The organism is Rhizobium sp. GN54 (genome assembly GCF_021026345.1).
Classification (GTDB): domain Bacteria; phylum Pseudomonadota; class Alphaproteobacteria; order Rhizobiales; family Rhizobiaceae; genus Mycoplana.
On record NZ_JAJNCZ010000008.1, the window covers coordinates 83,539 to 99,683 of the forward strand.

At 65.0% G+C, this 16,145-nt stretch carries 17 protein-coding genes; 7 read left to right on the forward strand and 10 right to left on the reverse strand.

Annotated elements, in window-relative coordinates; translation table 11 throughout:
* Nucleotide 1 precedes the first annotated feature (1 nt).
* The 4 genes from LQK81_RS19600 to LQK81_RS19615 all read right to left on the reverse strand — a co-directional run bounded on the left by LQK81_RS19600 (nt 2) and on the right by LQK81_RS19615 (nt 3,234).
* Entirely contained in the window at nt 2–256 is a 255-nt protein-coding gene (locus tag LQK81_RS19600) for a ParE family toxin-like protein (RefSeq protein WP_230808070.1), read from the reverse strand.
* The gene (locus LQK81_RS19605; RefSeq protein ID WP_230808071.1) at nt 253–456 is read right to left on the reverse strand and encodes a hypothetical protein; all 204 of its coding nucleotides are present in this window, start codon (nt 454–456) and stop codon (nt 253–255) included. Before LQK81_RS19605 ends, LQK81_RS19600 begins: the two co-directional genes overlap by 4 nt.
* A 118-nt stretch (nt 457–574) precedes the next feature.
* Nucleotides 575–2,278 carry an adenine deaminase gene (gene ade, locus LQK81_RS19610; RefSeq protein WP_230808072.1) on the reverse strand — a complete coding sequence of 568 codons (1,704 nt, stop codon included), beginning with the start codon at nt 2,276–2,278 and terminating at the stop codon, nt 575–577.
* Nucleotides 2,279–2,364: 86 nt separating this feature from the next.
* Entirely contained in the window at nt 2,365–3,234 is an 870-nt protein-coding gene (locus tag LQK81_RS19615) for an aldose 1-epimerase family protein (protein WP_230808073.1), read from the reverse strand.
* A gap of 194 nt (nt 3,235–3,428) precedes the next feature.
* On the opposite strand from LQK81_RS19615, the gene LQK81_RS19620 reads away from it, so the two are divergent.
* The 3 genes from LQK81_RS19620 to LQK81_RS19630 all read left to right on the forward strand — a co-directional run bounded on the left by LQK81_RS19620 (nt 3,429) and on the right by LQK81_RS19630 (nt 4,512).
* Nucleotides 3,429–3,752, forward strand: coding sequence for an ArsR/SmtB family transcription factor (locus tag LQK81_RS19620; RefSeq protein ID WP_230808074.1), 324 nt, complete (start codon nt 3,429–3,431; stop codon nt 3,750–3,752).
* Nucleotides 3,749–4,159 carry an SRPBCC family protein gene (locus LQK81_RS19625; RefSeq protein WP_230808075.1) on the forward strand — a complete coding sequence of 137 codons (411 nt, stop codon included), beginning with the start codon at nt 3,749–3,751 and terminating at the stop codon, nt 4,157–4,159. The genes LQK81_RS19620 and LQK81_RS19625 overlap by 4 nt, the downstream gene beginning before the upstream one ends.
* A 140-nt stretch (nt 4,160–4,299) precedes the next feature.
* Nucleotides 4,300–4,512, forward strand: a complete 213-nt coding sequence (locus LQK81_RS19630) for a hypothetical protein (protein WP_230808076.1) — start codon at nt 4,300–4,302, stop codon at nt 4,510–4,512.
* A gap of 64 nt (nt 4,513–4,576) precedes the next feature.
* On the opposite strand, the gene LQK81_RS19635 is transcribed toward LQK81_RS19630, so the two are convergent.
* The 6 genes from LQK81_RS19635 to LQK81_RS19660 all read right to left on the reverse strand — a co-directional run bounded on the left by LQK81_RS19635 (nt 4,577) and on the right by LQK81_RS19660 (nt 10,518).
* On the reverse strand, nt 4,577–5,902 hold the full coding sequence (locus LQK81_RS19635; RefSeq protein WP_230808077.1) for an aspartate aminotransferase family protein: 1,326 nt from the start codon (nt 5,900–5,902) through the stop codon (nt 4,577–4,579).
* A 198-nt stretch (nt 5,903–6,100) separates the two neighbouring features.
* Nucleotides 6,101–6,436 (reverse strand): ArsR/SmtB family transcription factor, encoded by a 336-nt coding sequence (locus LQK81_RS19640; RefSeq protein ID WP_230808078.1) that lies wholly within the window; start codon nt 6,434–6,436, stop codon nt 6,101–6,103.
* Nucleotides 6,437–6,568: 132 nt separating this feature from the next.
* Nucleotides 6,569–7,342 carry a HugZ family pyridoxamine 5'-phosphate oxidase gene (locus LQK81_RS19645; RefSeq protein WP_230808079.1) on the reverse strand — a complete coding sequence of 258 codons (774 nt, stop codon included), beginning with the start codon at nt 7,340–7,342 and terminating at the stop codon, nt 6,569–6,571.
* 110 nt (nt 7,343–7,452) lie between these two features.
* Complete coding sequence (gene choV / locus LQK81_RS19650; protein ID WP_230808080.1) at nt 7,453–8,496, reverse strand: choline ABC transporter ATP-binding protein; 1,044 nt, start codon at nt 8,494–8,496, stop codon at nt 7,453–7,455.
* Nucleotides 8,493–9,365 (reverse strand): choline ABC transporter permease subunit, encoded by an 873-nt coding sequence (gene choW, locus LQK81_RS19655; protein WP_230808081.1) that lies wholly within the window; start codon nt 9,363–9,365, stop codon nt 8,493–8,495. The genes choV and choW overlap by 4 nt, the downstream gene beginning before the upstream one ends.
* 196 nt (nt 9,366–9,561) lie before the next feature.
* Complete coding sequence (locus LQK81_RS19660) at nt 9,562–10,518, reverse strand: choline ABC transporter substrate-binding protein (RefSeq protein ID WP_230808082.1); 957 nt, start codon at nt 10,516–10,518, stop codon at nt 9,562–9,564.
* Nucleotides 10,519–10,751: 233 nt separating this feature from the next.
* Here LQK81_RS19660 and LQK81_RS19665 point away from each other — a divergent pair, with 233 nt between their 5' ends.
* The 4 genes from LQK81_RS19665 (at nt 10,752) to LQK81_RS19680 (ending at nt 16,061) form a co-directional block, all read left to right on the forward strand.
* On the forward strand, nt 10,752–11,339 hold the full coding sequence (locus LQK81_RS19665; RefSeq protein ID WP_230808083.1) for a thymidine kinase: 588 nt from the start codon (nt 10,752–10,754) through the stop codon (nt 11,337–11,339).
* A 274-nt stretch (nt 11,340–11,613) separates the two neighbouring features.
* The gene (locus LQK81_RS19670) at nt 11,614–12,702 is read left to right on the forward strand and encodes a hypothetical protein (RefSeq protein ID WP_230808084.1); all 1,089 of its coding nucleotides are present in this window, start codon (nt 11,614–11,616) and stop codon (nt 12,700–12,702) included.
* A gap of 298 nt (nt 12,703–13,000) precedes the next feature.
* Nucleotides 13,001–14,146 (forward strand): hypothetical protein, encoded by a 1,146-nt coding sequence (locus tag LQK81_RS19675; RefSeq protein WP_230808085.1) that lies wholly within the window; start codon nt 13,001–13,003, stop codon nt 14,144–14,146.
* A gap of 4 nt (nt 14,147–14,150) precedes the next feature.
* A complete protein-coding gene (locus LQK81_RS19680; RefSeq protein ID WP_230808086.1) occupies nt 14,151–16,061 on the forward strand; it encodes an AAA family ATPase in 1,911 nt (636 codons plus the stop codon).
* Nucleotides 16,062–16,145 lie beyond the last annotated feature (84 nt).

The following is a 16,145-nucleotide window of genomic DNA, read 5'->3' on the forward strand; positions in this document are numbered from 1 at the left end:
CTTACCGGACGAGCTTGTCATAGTCCGCGTGGCTGCCGATCCAGAACCAGACGAGGTCCTGATCATCGGCAACCGCCAGTGCCCGCCACGAGAGGCCGACCCGGACGGACCAATACCGGCCAGTCCGCTTGAGGTGTAGCGACGGGTGCCTGGGATCGGCCTTCAAGAGTTCGAAATTCTGATCAGCCAGCTTCTGCACATGCGCGGGAAGCGCATTGTAGGAACGCCAGAAGGAGGCGTTCGCAAAGTGCCTCAAAGGCGAGAGGTCCGGCCTGCGCGATGATCTCGCAGTGCGTCGTCCGCGAGTTGGTCCAGCTTGCTGCCCGTCAGGGCGTCCCGCTCAAACTGTTGATCCCAGCGTTCGGCGTGCAGTTTCTCGAACCAGACAGAGAACGCTTCGAACTCATCCTTGTCGAGTTCGGCCACGCTCGCTTCTATCTGCTGCAGCTTGGACATGACGTCACCTTTCAGGTCCTCATCGCGTCCAACTCGACGCTCGGTGGCTTATCTAAGAACCTTCGGAAAAGGTCTCCATAGAAATATGCCGTCGTCGCGATCTTGCCAAGGGTCACGATCACCCGATCAGTGCGAACCGGTCGACGTCGACCATGCCGCGGTCGGAAATCTTCAGGTGCGGGATCACCGGCAGGGGCAGGAAGGCGAGCTGGAGGAAGGGCTCCTCGAGCGTCGAGCCGAGCGAAAATGCTGCCTTGCGCAGGTGGTGCAGCGTGTCGCGGACCACCTCGAAGGGTTCGAGGCTCATCAGGCCGGCGACGGGGAGCGCGATCTCGCCGGTGATCCTGCCGTCCTCGACGACGACGAAGCCGCCGCGGATCTCGCCCAGCCGGTTGGCGGCGAGCGCCATGTCGTCCTCCCTGACGCCGACGACGCAGATGTTGTGGCTGTCGTGGCCGACGGTGGAGGCGATCGCGCCCTTCTTCAGGCCGAAGCCCTGGACGAAGCCGTTGGCATGGTTGCCGTTCTTGCCGTGCCGTTCGATGACGGCCACCTTGATGATGTCGCGCGACAGGTCGACGGTCGTCTGGTTGCCGCTTGCCGGCAGCCGGTAGCGGCGGTGCTCGGTGATGATCTTGCCGGGCATGACGCCGATCACCGGCGTCTCGCCTTCCGACACCGGCACGGCGAAGTGCGAGGCCTTCACCAGCCTTGCCCTGACGCTGTCGAGCCCGACCGGGGCAACGGGACGGCGGCCCGCAAAGAGCGCGTCGGTCACGCGGCGGCCGGCGGCAAAGACCATTTCGGCCCGGCAGTCCTCCAGCGTGTCGATCACGACGAGATCGGCGCGCCAGCCGGGGGCGACGAGGCCGCGGTCCTGCAGGCCGAAGGCCTTCGCCGCCGAGATCGAGGCGGCGCGATAGACGGCGAGCGGGGCGCGGCCGTGCGCGATCGCGGTGCGGATCATGTGGTCGAGATGGCCCTGCTCGGCGATGTCGAGAGGATTGCGGTCGTCGGTGCAGAGCGCGATGAAGGGCGACAGCCGCTCGGTGAAGAGCGGCATCAGCGCCAGGAGGTCCTTCGAGACCGAGCCCTCGCGGATCAGGATGTGCATGCCCTTCCTGATCTTCTCCAGCGCTTCCTCCGCGCTCGTGCACTCGTGGTCGGTGCGGATTCCGGCCGACAGGTAGCCGTTGAGGTCGCGGCCGGAGAGCAGCGGCGCATGACCGTCGATATGGCCGCCCTGGAAGGCCTCGAGCTTGGCCATGCAGACGGGGTCCTTGTGGATCACGCCGGGGAAATTCATGAACTCGGCAAGGCCGATCACCTTCGGGTGATGGCGGAACGGCAGGAGCTTCTCCACCGGCAGGTCGGCACCGGAGGTTTCCAGATGCGTCGCCGGCACGCAGCTCGACAGTTGCACGCGGATGTCCATGATCGTCGCTCCGGCGGAATCGAGGAAGAAGCGGATGCCGTCTTCTCCCAGCACGTTGGCGATCTCGTGCGGGTCGCAGATCGCGGTCGTCACCCCGTGGGGCAGGACGCAGCGGTCGAACTCGTGCGGGGTGACGAGCGAGCTTTCGATATGCAGGTGCGTGTCGATGAAGCCGGGGACGACGATGCGGCCGGAAATGTCGATCTCCGCGCGGCCCTCATAGGCCTCGCAGGTGCCGACGATGCGATCGCCGCAGATGGCGATGTCGGAGGCGACCAGTTCGCCGGTGACGAGATCGAAGAAGCGCCCGCCCTTCAGCACGATGTCGGCGGGTTCGCGGCCGGTGCCCTGGTCGATCAGGCGTTCCAGGCGGGTGGTGGCGGTCATGGCGGTTCTCCGAATCCCTCTTTGAAAACTCTAGCAGGGAAGGCGCCGGCTTGCCGAATTTCCCGCGCGACGGCTACTGCCGCCGTTCAGCCGGGGAAGGTGACGGTGAAGGCAAAGCGCCTGCTTTCGCCGGCCGGGAGCACGGTGCCATGGGGGCGCTGCGACAGTTCGCGCGACCCGCCGCTCTCCGCCGCCGTGCCGTGCCAGGGTTCGATGCAGAGATAGGGTGCGCCGGGCTTGGTCCAGAGCGCGAGGTTCGGCAGGTTCTCGAAACGGAATGCCAGGGCCGGGCCGTCCTCGGCTCGATAGGTGAGCCCGTCGCCCGCGCCTTCGGGAAAGATCATGGCGTCGGCCTCGAACTGGGCAGGATCGAGGACGAGCGTGCCCCCGGCGAAGGGCGACGGCAACTCCCCGGCCGCGAGCAGCCCGCCTTCGAGCCGCCGAAGGGCGGGTTCTCCGCCATTGTCGAGGTGGATCGTGTGCGGCCGGCCGGCGGCGCCGGGCAGGGGCCAGACGAAGGCGGGGTGGAATCCGAGGCCGAATGGCATCGGCCGGTCGCCGCGGTTGGAGACGGTGGCGGAGACGGTCAGGGTTGGCCCTTCCAGCCTGTGTTCGACGGCGAGCAGGAATTCGAAGGGATAGAGCGCGCGCGTCTCCTCCGAGGCTGCCAGTTCGTGGCGGCACATCGTCTCCGTGGCCGAAGCGAGCGCGAAGTCCCGGCGCCGGGCGAATCCATGCTGCCCCATGGGGTAGGGCTTGCCGTCGATCAGGAGCGTATCGTCCGGCGCCCTGCCGACGATCGGAAAGAGCACGGGCGAGCGGCCGGACCAGAAGGCGGCATCGCCGCTCCAGAGCCAGCTCCTGCCGTCCGGCGTCGCGATCGCCTGCATTTCGGCGCCGAGCGGGGAGACGTCGACGGCCAGGAATGCGTTCTCGATGCGGGTGAGGTCGGTCATGGGGGCTCCTGATGCGGCGATCGGTTCGGCGCAGCATAGACGTATCCGCCGGATTCCGCGTCCGCTGATCGCATGCCTCGGGACGATTTTCTCGAAGCCGCGTCGTGACGGCATCGAAGCCGGCGACCTCGCTTGACATACTCATAACCGAAGAGTTATTGAACTAATCAATAGCCAACGGGTTATGGATGTCGATGAGCGAAGCGCAGGACCTTCTCTTCACCGCACTGGCGGACCCGACGCGTCGGGCGATCTTCGAGCGGCTGTGCCGCCGGGGCGAGCAGACCGTGGGGGCGTTGACGGCCGAAGCGGGCGTCTCGCAGCCGGCGGTGTCCAAGCATCTCGGCGTCCTGAAGCGGGCGGGCCTGGTGTCCGACCGTCCTCAGGGCCGCCAGACCCATTACAGCGCCCGGCTCGAAGCGCTCTCCCCCCTGGTGGACTGGACCCAGCAGATGTCCGGCTTCTGGGAAAGCCGGTTCGACGATCTCGAAGATCTGCTCAAGAGGATGGACCAATGAACGTATCTGCCGAAAAGACCCTTTCCGTCGTCGTCGAACGGGAACTGCCGCATCCGCCGGAGAAGATCTGGCGCGCTCTCACGCAACCGCAACTCATCGAGGAGTGGCTGATGAAGAACGAATTCAAGCCTGCCGTCGGCCACGCCTTCAGCCTGCGCGCCGATTGGGGCACCGTGGAATGCCGGGTACGCACCGTCGAGCCGAACAGGACCCTGTCCTACACATGGGACGCCACGCCGCTGGAGAGCGTCGTCACCTGGACGCTGACGCCGACCGAGACCGGCACGATGCTGCGCATGGAGCAGACCGGTTTCCGGCAGGACCAGCCGATGTTCTATGGCGGCGCGAAGATGGGCTGGCCGAAATTCCTCGACAAGCTCGAAGACGTGCTCGCCCGCCTGGACTGAGGGTATTCGACCTCCGCCATCGGCGGAAACCTCCCGTTGCGCCACAGCCCTTGCAGACGCGGCCTGTCCGAGGACGGCCGCGGATGGCGCCGTCGTGCCGTCGAGCGGGCAGCATGGCCCTGCAATCAAAGGAGACCGATTTGAACTGGAACAAGTGGATAAGACAGTTTCACCGCTGGATTTCGATCGCCTTCACGCTTGCCGTGATCGCCAACATCGCTTCCATGGGCATGGAGGAGCCCGTCCTCTGGATCGGCCTGCTGGCGCTGGTGCCGCTCATTCTTCTGCTCATAACGGGGCTCTATCTCTTCGTCCTGCCCTATGCCGCGAAACGGCGCGATATCGCCCGTTAGAATCTGTCCCGCCAATGAGAGGAGGCGGCCGCAGCCGGCCGCTTCCAGTTCCGTCATTCCGCGCTCAGATATTGTCCTTCAGCACGTCGCGCAGCTTGCCGAACAACTCGTCGATGTGATGCTTCTCGATGATCAGCGGCGGCGACAGCGCGATGATGTCGCCGGTGGTGCGGATCAGGAGGCCCTTCTCATAGGCCTTGAGGAAGGCGGAGAAGGCGCGCTTGGTCGGCTCGCCCGCGATCGGCGACAGCTCGACCGCGCCGATCAGGCCAATGTTGCGGATGTCGATCACGTTCGGGCAGTCCTTCAGCGAATGCAGCCCGTCCTCCCAGTAGGAGGCGAGTTCGGCCGCGCGGGTCAGCAGGCCCTCTTCCTTGTAGGTGTCGAGCGTGCCGAGCGCTGCGGCGGATGCAATCGGATTGCCGGAATAGGTATAGCCGTGGAAGAACTCGATCAGGTGCTCCGGGCCGCTCATGAAGGCGTCGTGAATCTCGGAAGTGACGAAGACCGCGCCCATCGGGATGACGCCGTTGGTCAGGCCCTTGGCCGTCGTGATGATGTCGGGCTTGACGTCGAAATACTGGGCGGCGAACGGTGCGCCGAGGCGGCCGAAACCGGTGATGACCTCGTCGAAGATCAAAAGGATGCCGTGCCTGGTGCAGATCTCGCGCAGCTTCTGCAGATAGCCCTTCGGCGGGATCAGGACGCCGGTGGAGCCCGCCACCGGCTCGACGATGACGGCAGCGATGGTGGAGGCGTCGTGCAGGGTGACGATACGTTCCAGCTCGGTCGCGAGGTCGCCGCCATGCTCGGGCTCGCCGCGGGTGAACGCGTTCTTCTCCGGCAGGTGGGTGTGCGGCATGTGGTCGACGCCGGTGAGCAGCGTGCCGAACATCTTGCGGTTGGAGACGATGCCGCCGACGGAGATGCCGCCGAAGTTGACGCCGTGGTAGCCGCGCTCACGGCCGATCAGGCGGAAGCGGGAGCCGTCGCCTTTCGCCCGGTGATAGGCGAGCGCCACCTTCAGGGCGGTGTCGACCGACTCTGAGCCGGAATTGGTGTAGAGCACGTGGTTCATGCCCTCGGGCGCGATGTCGACCAGCCGGTTGGCCAGTTCGAAGGCCTTGGGGTGGCCGAGCTGGAAGGCGGGCGCATAGTCGAGCTCGCCCGCCTGCTCGCGGATCGCCTCGGTGATCTTCGGCCGGCAGTGGCCGGCGTTGACGCACCACAGCCCCGCCGTGCCGTCCAACACCTGCCGCCCGTCATGGGTTTGGTAGTGCATGTCCTTCGCGCTGACGAAGAGGCGCGGTTCCTTCTTGAACTGCCGGTTCGCCGTGAACGGCATCCAGAAGGCGCGCATGTCGTTGGGGGTGTTCAGGCGGTTGGACATGTCGATCTCCGTGGGTATCGATTGCGAGGACAGTGTTCGAGGGGCAGGGCGTTGCCGCTCCCCCCGGGCGGGTTCTTTACCTGTTGGTCAAATTATCGAAGCACCCGGCACCGTCAAGCCTCGGCCGCTTCGCGCCGCCCAAAAGAAAACGCCCGGCGGTGGTGTTCCGCCGGGCGTCGAAAAGGGCCATGCAGCCGGTCACGCGTAGCGCAACTGCCTGCTCTCGCTCGGATGCGGCTCGCTGTAGATGCTGTCGATCGCGCCCAGGATCGTCAGGACGGCGTCCGACTTGCTGGAATAGTAGATCGTCTGCGCATCCCGGCGCGTCGTGACCAGGTTTTGCGCGCGCAACTTGGACAGATGCTGGGACAGGGCCGATTGGCTCAGTCCGACCTTCTGTGCGAGCGCACCTACGGCGATTTCACCGCTGACAAGTACCTTCAGGATCAGCAGGCGCTTGGGATTCGCCACTGCCGAAAGAAAGTTCGTTGCAACTTCGGCCTGTGCCTGATCGCTGTCAGAAAAGGCGTCCATCGGAAACTCCTTCAATGCGTATTAACTTCAATATGTGCGGTCCCGTACTGTATGACTGTTAGCATATAAACAAAACCGAACACATCAAGTGGCCAGATATTGGGGGTCTGGGCATCGCGGAGGGGGGGAGCGTCACGCCCTGTCGGCACGCGCCTTGTGGAGCAAGTCGGCGAGGACCGTGCGCAGTTGCGCGGGGTCTGTGAGTTCTTCTTCGAATTCAACACGTTTCAGTTCATCTCCGGCGGAAAGATCGATCCCCGCAGCGTCAATTCCGGAGATGGCCCATTTGTTCCCCTTCGCGCCGCAATAGTGGCTCGCATAGACCGAGGCCGCCTCCGCGTGATCGGTGTTCATATGCTCGATTGCGGCATTTTCACGGTCGGCCAGCGCCTCGCGCACCGCGGAGCGAATCATCAGATCCTCGGCAGAGAGCACATAGGCTCTGCCGAAGCCGCCGTTCAGGTTTGCCCGCTGCGGCACCAGCCGGAAGAAGGTGAAATCGGGAAAATCCACATAGAGTTTCGCCTTGGGGTGGCGGCGGACGAAGCGGTCGCGCAGACGGGCATGCTCCTTCGTGCCGCGTTCGAGTTCGGCCGCGACCGTGATCACCGTCAGCCGCGGATGGGCGAGGGGATCGCCCTTGCCGGGCTCGCCGGCGAGCAGGGATGAGCGCGGGTCGGCGCGCAGCGCCCGTGTGTGGCCGGACAGGGCGGAGACGAGGATTACCGGCGCGCCGTCGATGTCGAGGCCCGTCAGCACGCGGCTCGCCAGCGGGTGGCCGGTCTCCGGCTCCAGCACGGCGAGGGAGGCGCTGCGGGCGGAGCGCAACAGCATGCGGGCGAGCCTGCGGGCTTCGTCGTCGGTGTCGCGCAGGACCTTCGGTCGGTCGTCGTTCGTGGCGGTCATGGTGCGTCCTCGCCTTGTTGCGTCGTCGAGTTTGCAACCGAGGGGCGGGGCAAAGTCAAGCCGCGCGGCGCCCCTGCGTCATCATGACTATTGCAGGGGCGGCCTTGCCTTCATTCGCGGCGGCGATGGCGCGTCAGGCTTTCTACCACGTTCTGGGCGTTGATCATGCCGACGATCGCGCCGTTCTCCACCACGCCGATATTGCCCGGCTGCCGGGACATGGCGTCGAGGATGTCGACCAGCGGGGTCTCAGGCCGGGCCGTCGCCGTTACGCCCACCGCCGGCCCGGCGAGGCCCGGCTGCATGACGTCGCGCGCCATCAGCATGCTGATCGGGTTCATGTTCTGCACGAAATCGGCGACGTACTGGTTGGCCGGGTTCTTGACGATATCCTGCGGGGTGCCGCACTGGATGATGCGGCCGCCTTCCATGATGGCGATTCGGTTGCCGATGCGGAATGCCTCGTCGAGGTCGTGGCTGACGAAGATGATGGTCTTCTTCAGGCGCCGCTGGAACTCCAGCAACTCGTCCTGCAGGCGCGTGCGGATCAGCGGGTCGAGGGCGGAGAAGGGCTCGTCCATCAGGAGGATGGGGGCGCCGGTGGCGAAGGCGCGGGCGAGGCCGACGCGCTGCTGCATGCCGCCGGAGAGCTCGTTGACCTTGCGGCCGGCCCACTGGGTGAGGTTGACGAGCTTCAACTGCTCCTCGACGCGGGCCTTCCGCTCGGCTTCCGGCATGCCCGCCAGTTCGAGCCCGAAGCCAACATTGTCGGCCACCGTGCGCCAGGGCAGGAGCGCGAACTGCTGGAAGACCATGGAGACGGTGTGCATGCGGAAGTCGCGCAGCGCCTTGGGCGAACAGCTGTAGGGGTTGAGCACCCCGTTGCCGGTTTTCACCTGCACCTCGCCGCGCACGACCGGCGCCAGTCCGTTGACGGCGCGCAGCAGCGTCGATTTGCCGGAGCCGGAAAGCCCCATCAGCACCAGGATCTCGCCCTCGTGGATGGTCAGCGAGGCGCCGGCGACGCCCATGACGAGCCCGGTCTCCTTGCCGATCTCGTCGCGGGACTTGCCGGCATCGACCATGGCAATGGCGCGCTCCGGCTTCTCGCCGAAGATGATGTCGACGTTTTGAAAGACGACGGCCTCGGTCATGCGCCTTCTCCTTCATCGGACGAGCGGAACAGGCGGTCGAGAATGATGGCGAGAATGACGATGCAGAGCCCGGCCTCGAAGCCCATGGAAATGTTGACGGTGTTGAGCGCGCGGACGACGGGGACGCCGAGGCCCTTGGCGCCGACGAGGGCGGCGATGACGACCATCGACAGCGACAGCATGATCGTCTGCGTCAGGCCGGCCATGATCTGCGGCGTGGCGAAGGGCAGTTCCACCTTGCGCAGCACCTGTGCCGGCGTGGCGCCGAAGGCCTGGGCAGCCTCGACCAGCGAATCCGGCGTCGAGATGATGCCGAGCCGGGTCAGTCGGATCGGGGCGGGGATGGCGAAGATGACGGTGGCGATCAGGCCCGGCACCATGCCGAGGCCGAAGAGGATCAGCGCCGGGATCAGATAGACGAAGGTCGGGATCGTCTGCATCAGGTCGAGGACCGGGCGCAGGAAGGCGTAGAACCAGGGGCGGCGGGCGGCGGCGATGCCGAGCGGGACGCCAACGGCCATGCTGACGGAGGTGGCCGCCAGCACCAGCGCCAGCGTCTCCGTCGTCTCCCGCCAGTAGCCCTGGTTGACGATCAGCAGGAGCCCTAGCAGCGTGAACACCGCCACGCCGACCGACCGGCGCAGATACCAGGAAAGCAGGGTGACGAGCGCGATCAGGCCCAGCGCATAGGCGAACCTGCCCTCGTCGCTCGAAAACGGGCCCTGCAGAAGGAACAGGATGGCGTCGATGCCGGCCTGGAGGACGACCTTGAGGAAGTCGAAGAAGTCCTTGCCGGCCGAGGTCAGCCCGTTGACCGCCGCCTTGGCCCAGGGCCCGATGGGCAGTTTGATGTTCGTCAGCCAATCCACGGGTTCGCACCTGCCTTCCAAGGGGTTGAGGAAATGCCAAGCCGCACCCGCCATGCGTTTGCCGGAACGGCGGTCGCAAGGGGGGCGCGGAGGCATCCGGAACAGTGTCTGGTCAATCCGCTGGCACCTGCCGCGGAAGCCTAATGCACTGTCGATGTCAGGAAAGGCGGAAGTTGCCTTCCGCCCTTCGTCCTTCTCAGAGGCCGAGCGAGGCCTTGACGGCTGCCAGGCCGTCCGCGCCGTCCTTGGTGGTGACGCCGGCAAGCCACGGCTCGATCGCCGCGGGGTTGGCCTTCAGCCATTCGCTGGCGGCATCCTCGGGGGCTGCGCCGTCGTTGAGGATCTTGCCCATGACCTGGTTTTCCATCTCCAGCGAGAACTTCAGGTTCTGCAGGAGCTTGCCGACGTTCGGGCATTCGGCGACGTAACCCTGGCGGACATTGGTGTAGACGGTGGCGCCGCCGAAGTCCGGTCCGAAGACGTCGTCGCCGCCGGACAGGTAGGTCAGCTTGAAATTGGCGTTCATCGGATGGGGCTCCCAGCCGAGGAAGACGATCGGCGCGCCGTCCTGTTCTGCCCGGGCCACTTCGGCGAGCATGCCCTGCTCGGAGCTTTCCACCACCTCGAAGCCCTTGAGGTCGAAGGTGCCCTTGTCGACCATGTCGATGATCAGGCGGTTGCCGTCATTGCCCGGCTCGATGCCGTAGATCTTGCCGTCGAGGGCTTCCTTCTGGGCGGCGATGTCCTTGAAGTCCTTGATGCCGAGTTCGGCGCCCTTGGCGTTGGTGGCGAGCGTGTACTTCGCGCCCTCGAGGTTCTCGCGCACCGTTTCCACCGAGCCGTCCTCGCGGAAGGGCTTGATGTCGGCTTCCATCGTCGGCATCCAGTTGCCGAGGAAGACGTCGATGTCCTTGTTCTTCAGCGACTGGTAGGTGACCGGAACCGACAGCACGGTCGTTTCCGTCTCGTAGCCGAGACCCTTGAGGATCGTCGAGGCCGTCGCGGTGGTCGCGGTGATGTCGGTCCAGCCGACGTCGGAGAAGCGGACCTTGCCGCAGCTTTCCGCCTCGGCGGCGAGCGCGCCGGCCGTGCCGAGCGCAATGAGCGAGACCGCGGCCAGCGCCGAGGCCTTCAGTGTCGATGCGATTTTCATGATAGATGCTCCCCGTTCTTGTTCTGATGCCTTAAGCCAAGCATCAAAAACGTCATAATTCAAGCACTTTACCGTAGCGGCATGGGTATCGGCCGCCTAGTTTATTTCAGGCCGTTTCGCAATCCGGCGCAAGAATGTCGCTGAGGACGGAGCGTGCGGAATTCTGTGATTTCGTCCCTCTTGCTGCTGGAAATCCCCGGCTTTCCGGGCCAGAAGGTGCCGAGGTGAAAATCATGGCAAAACTCTATTTCCACTACGCGACGATGAACGCCGGCAAGTCGACGATGCTGCTGCAGGCCTCCTACAACTACCGGGAGCGCGGCATGCGGACGGCGATCTTCATCGCCTCGCACGACGACCGTGCCGGCCGCGGGCGGATCTCCTCGCGCATCGGGTTGCAGTCGGACGCGATCGCCTTCGACGGCTCGGACGATCTGGAAGCGATGGTGAGCGCCCTGCAGGCGGATGGCACCGGGCAGATCGCCTGCGTCTTCGTCGACGAGGCGCAGTTCCTGAGCGAGCGCCAGGTATGGCAGCTTGCGCGGATCGCCGACCGCCTCCACATCCCGGTGATGGCCTATGGCCTGCGGACCGATTTCCAGGGCAGGCTCTTTCCCGGATCCTATGCCCTGCTTGCGATCGCCGACGAGTTGCGCGAGGTCCGGACCATCTGCCATTGCGGCCGCAAGGCGACGATGGTCGTCCGTCTCGGCGCGGACGGCAAGGTGGCCAAGGAAGGCGCGCAGGTCGAAGTGGGCGGAAACGACAAATACGTCTCCTATTGCCGCCGGCATTGGGAAGACATCATGATGGCCGACTGAACGCGATGGCTGACCGGTTGCCGGTGGCCGTCGTGCGTCTCTATCTCGGCTGCCGCCTGCGCGAATAGTCCTGCCGCCCGGCTTGCCCGGACCGTGCAACGTCCAGTCGGTCCTGAAGAAAAAAATACTTATCTTTCAGGACTTGCAGCCCGGGGCTGGCTTCCCACATCATGTCGGGTGCCGCATCCGGCGGCCTTTGCCGGTTGCAGCAGGGCAGATCGGCGCCGGCAGTGCGCCGGGACGGCGCATTCGCCCGGGACAGAGGGGAGCAGGCATGGCCACACTTCAGAATTTCGACACCGAGATCGCGCGAACCCGCGAGACGGTCGAGCAGATGCGCACCAAGCTGGACCAGACCGGCATCGTGCTGGAGGAGTTCGCCAAGGCGGACACCAAGCTCGGCGACACCAATTTCGACATCGAGAACGCGCGGCTGCAGGACGTGCTCTCCCAGCAGAAGGTGATGGAGGCCAATATCGCCGACCTGATCATCGGGCTGGAGGACGCCACCAACGTCTTCGGTTCCGAGTTCGAGAGCATGAAGAGCTATACGGGGTACGAGAAGTTCATCGGCCTCTTCTCCAAGCAGAAGATGCAGCGCATGCGCACCGACCGCGTGCGCAACATGTCGCTGTCCGGAAACCTGCAGGAACTGCTCGCCAAGTCCGACACGATCGTCGGCATCCTGAAGGAGCAGAAGTCGATCCTCGACGGTCGCTACAAGACCTCGGAAGCGAGCCTGATCCAGGTGATCGAGCGGCGCAAGCAGACGATGGCGACCCTGGAGACCACGCAGAAGCGGATCGAGACGCTGAACCCGCAATTGCTCGACATCGAGAACAGGATCGCCGCCTCCACCGACCAGAAGACGCGCACGCAGCTGGAAGGCGAGCGTTCGGCGCTTGCGACCGAGTATAACGAGCAGCAGGCAAAGGAGCAGGAACTGCTCGCCGAAAGCCAGACGCTGGAGCGCTACACCTCGATGTTCCAGACCTTCGTGGATTCGCTCAACAACCAGATCGCCGCGCAGAACACGCTGATCAACAAGCTGACGATCGATACCGAGCAGCGCATCGTGCTCTACAAGGCGCTGGAGGATTCCTTGAAGACCGCCGCCCAGCAGGACGTGGCGCACCGGATCAACACGCTCGGCAGCAAGGTCGACACGGCGGCCGAGGAGACGATGGCCGGCATCGGCGCCGCCGCGCAGAAGCACATCGGCGACCTGCTCGAGATGCACGAGAAGAACATGCTCGCCACCCAGGACATCCAGCGCCGCAAGAAGCTCGCCGACGACGCCTTCGCCCGCCGCTTCCAGGAGGTCATGGACAAGCACAACGCCTCGAACTACGTGAAGGCTTGAGGGCGATGGGCCGATTGGTTTCGTGCTTTGGGAGCTTGCTCGTCTCCGCCGATACGACGACGCAGATGTCTGTGGTCAAGAACCCCTCCCAACCCTCCCCACAAGGGGGAGGGCTTAGCCCGGTCATTCCGCCGAGCGAGCCGTCGGGCAGGCGGGTGCGCCTGGTTTTCTCCCCCCTTGTGGGGGAGATGGCCGGCAGGCCAGAGGGGGACTTGCCATATCCAATTGCCAGTGACGCGATCATATCCGGCTCTTCGCGCCGCCTTCACCCTGGCGGGGAGAAGCGAGGAAGGCAGCCATGAAAGCCGCGGCCGACAGCGCCGTTGCGCAGTATTTCAACGCCATCCGTTCCGCGCTCGGCGGGTTGGAGATCTTTCTCGGCGATCGCAATTCGCCGCTCTACCGGCATGGCGTGATCGGCGAGGCGATCGTGCCGTATCTTTCGCGGCTGAAGGCGTCGTTTGCCTGCTGGGAGAACCGGATCGGCTTCGTCGACCAGTTCCGCATCTCGCGGGCCGAAAGCGGGTTTCCCGTCTACCAGAACGTGCTCGAGCTGGAGAACGACCGCAAGGGCGCGGAAAAGCGGCTTTCGGAGATCCCGGGCGCGGACCAGCTGCGCGGCGAGATGGCCGACTTCATTTTGCGCAACAAGGCGTTTCCGACCGAGTTGCAGGTGCGCATGGCCGAGCGCATGTACCTGCAGCAGATCGGCAAGGGCGAGATCTTTTCCCCCTTTGTCCTGCCCGAGACAATCCGCGTCGCCGTCAACCCGAAGACGATGCGCCCCTATTATGTCATCAGCTGGGGTGCCTTCGACGGCAACAGCACGCTGCCGATGGTCTATATGGCGACGATCGAGGATTCGTCGGAGAAGATCGTCGAGCTGCTGGTGACGAAGGATGGCAAGCTCAATCCCGACGTCCAGATCGACCTGCCGGTCGGCGGGCTGCTCAATCCGGAGCTTGCCAGCCGCTTCGACGATTTTGCGCTGAAGAACAGCGCCTATTCGCTGTCGCCGGTAACGATCGCCACCAATCTCGACCGGGATTTCGAGATGCTGCATCCCAAGCAGTTGCGCCGCATCGTGCTTGGCCCGTTCTATTCCGCTGATATCACCGAGAACAACCAGAAGGTCCGCGATATCCTGTCGAAGGTGCGCAAGGCCGAGAACGCCTGGTTGCTCACCTGGACCATCCAGGAGGTGTTCTCGCAGGCCGAACGGCCGGCAAGCAAGGGCTTCTGGAGTTCGACGCCGGCGCAGGAGGAGTTCCACATCGATACCGGCAATCTCGAGGCGACGCGCATGGGCGTCAGCGCCTTCGAGAAGCATGCGCTGGTGCCGCACGACGCCTACCAGGCGCTCTATGCCGCCGGCGAAGCGGCGGCGATCTTCGGCGATTACAAGGTGCATGTGATTTCCGGGAATGTGATCAGCGAGGTATGACGTCATGAGCCTGAACGCCGGACTGACTGTTGTCCCCGAGAGCGATATTGAGAAGCACCGGGCGGTGGCGCAGGGCATGGTCACGCGGCTGGTGATGCTGGAGGCGGAAGGCGGATCTGCCGGCGCGCCGATCGCCGGCACCGGGCGTCGCTTCGTTTCCACCGTCTCGACGGGCGGGATGCGGCGGACGCGCGAGGTCGAGCTGGCAAAGACGATCGCCGCCGTGCGGGCGGGCGATCCGCTGCTGTCGCCGGCGCAACACCAGTTGCTCTATCGCACCCGTCGCGGCATCGAGATCGCGCTTGCGGTCGCCGACGTCTTCGCACGGCAGACGGAACTGGAGCAGTTGCAGGCGCGCAATGTCACTTCCCCGCTTGCCGGCGAGGAGGCGACCCGCTTCAAGGCGCTGCTGTCGGCCTCGGCCTATGTCACGGCCTTCACCCTGGCCGCCTATCTCGGCGCGACACTTGCCGGCGAGGGCGAGCCGGCGGAGGATACGGACGAGCCGGACTACCTGTTCGACACCGCGCAGGACGCGGCCAAGTGCCTCGTGGCCGGGCTCGACCGGGCGATCGCGGGCGCTGCCGACGACACGGCGCTGATTGCCCGCGCCCGCGCCTTCGCCCGCGTCGCGCTGGAAGGACTGATCGGTCGCAAGGCGCGCTTTTCCGGGCTTTCGAGCTTCGAGAGCGCCCATATCCGCATCGAACAGGACGATTTTACCCTCAACGGCTTCGACGTGGCGCCGGGGCAGAAGCGCAAGCCGCTGTCGATGAGCTTCAAGAAACCCACCGACATCGTCGGCAACCACATCGCCAAGTACCAGGCGATGCGGCTTGCCCGGATGCTGATGGCCTATGATTTCGAGCGGCAGATGAACCCGTTCGTCGAGCTCGGCGGGTTCCTCTTCACCTTCATCGGCGACGGCATGCCCGGCACCGGCAAGACGATGCTGATCCAGATGCTGGCCGGCCTGCTCGACGATTATTGCCGGGTCGCCGGCTACCCCTTCCACTACGAGAACTTCGGCGTCGACCAGATCTCGTCCTACCAGGGCAAGTCGGGCCAGAACTGCAAGGAATTCGTCGACAACGTGGTGAACCCGCGGGCGATCGGCTTCGGCACCATCGACGATGTCGACCAGGTGGCCGCCAAGCGCTCCGACGACCGGGCATCGGCCGGCCAGCACGAGGTGACGGCGGTCCTGATGGAGAGCTTCGCCGGTGCCTCGACGGTGGTGCGCGGCAACTGCACCTTCGGCATGTTCTCCAACTATCCCGAAAACGTCGACGATGCGCTGCGCCAGCGCGCCGGCGCCCGCTGGCTGGTCGACGGGCCGCAATCGCGGGCCGACTATGTCGACATCTTCGCGCTGCTGGTCGGCAAGAACCATTCGATCCCGCTCGGCGAGCATCAGCTTCTCGCCGGGCAGGAGATCAGGAAGGCGGTCTCCAGTTCCTACGGCCAGCACGCGCTGCCGCAGGAAGACGGGCTGCTGGCCGTCTGGGAGCGCTACGAGAAGGCGCACGGCAAGATGGCGACGCTTGCCGACGTCGGCACCTACCTGCACATGATCAAGGAGGCCGAGCCGCGCTTCACCGGCCGTGCGATCAAGAACGTCACCGACGCGATCAAGATGCGGGCGATGGACGTGGACCTGCCGGACGACTGGTTCGAGACGCCCGAGGCGTTCATGCACAGATCCTATGACGAGAAGAAAGGGATGATCGAGGAACTGCGCGGGCCGATCACCATGGAGATGGTGCTGCAGGAGATCAACCGCTACGCCGACAGCGAATTCCGTTACGCCGACAAATCCGACGACGCGGCAGTCGCCGACATCATCCGCCGCGAACGCCTGCGCGAACGGGCGGTTGGCGAGATCGAGGCGATGAAGGCGGAGGGGAAGTGGTAGGGGTGGCAATTTCTTGAGAGCTGCCCCTCATCCGCCTGCCGGCGCCTTCTCCCCGCAAGCGGGGAGAAGGACGGATGCCGAGAT

Bases quoted from the DNA above. Each gene is read 5' to 3' on its own strand.
- LQK81_RS19640 (WP_230808078.1), bottom strand. From the start codon at position 6,436: ATGGACGCCTTTTCTGACAGCGATCAGGCACAGGCCGAAGTTGCAACG.
- LQK81_RS19670 (WP_230808084.1), top strand. From the start codon at position 11,614: ATGGCCACACTTCAGAATTTCGACACCGAGATCGCGCGAACCCGCGAG.
- choV (WP_230808080.1), bottom strand. From the start codon at position 8,496: ATGACCGAGGCCGTCGTCTTTCAAAACGTCGACATCATCTTCGGCGAG.
- ade (WP_230808072.1), bottom strand. From the start codon at position 2,278: ATGACCGCCACCACCCGCCTGGAACGCCTGATCGACCAGGGCACCGGC.
- LQK81_RS19675 (WP_230808085.1), top strand. From the start codon at position 13,001: ATGAAAGCCGCGGCCGACAGCGCCGTTGCGCAGTATTTCAACGCCATC.
- LQK81_RS19625 (WP_230808075.1), top strand. From the start codon at position 3,749: ATGAACGTATCTGCCGAAAAGACCCTTTCCGTCGTCGTCGAACGGGAA.
- LQK81_RS19615 (WP_230808073.1), bottom strand. From the start codon at position 3,234: ATGACCGACCTCACCCGCATCGAGAACGCATTCCTGGCCGTCGACGTC.
- LQK81_RS19680 (WP_230808086.1), top strand. From the start codon at position 14,151: ATGAGCCTGAACGCCGGACTGACTGTTGTCCCCGAGAGCGATATTGAG.
- LQK81_RS19635 (WP_230808077.1), bottom strand. From the start codon at position 5,902: ATGTCCAACCGCCTGAACACCCCCAACGACATGCGCGCCTTCTGGATG.
- LQK81_RS19620 (WP_230808074.1), top strand. From the start codon at position 3,429: ATGAGCGAAGCGCAGGACCTTCTCTTCACCGCACTGGCGGACCCGACG.
- LQK81_RS19605 (WP_230808071.1), bottom strand. From the start codon at position 456: ATGTCCAAGCTGCAGCAGATAGAAGCGAGCGTGGCCGAACTCGACAAG.
- LQK81_RS19645 (WP_230808079.1), bottom strand. From the start codon at position 7,342: ATGACCGCCACGAACGACGACCGACCGAAGGTCCTGCGCGACACCGAC.
- LQK81_RS19665 (WP_230808083.1), top strand. From the start codon at position 10,752: ATGGCAAAACTCTATTTCCACTACGCGACGATGAACGCCGGCAAGTCG.
- LQK81_RS19660 (WP_230808082.1), bottom strand. From the start codon at position 10,518: ATGAAAATCGCATCGACACTGAAGGCCTCGGCGCTGGCCGCGGTCTCG.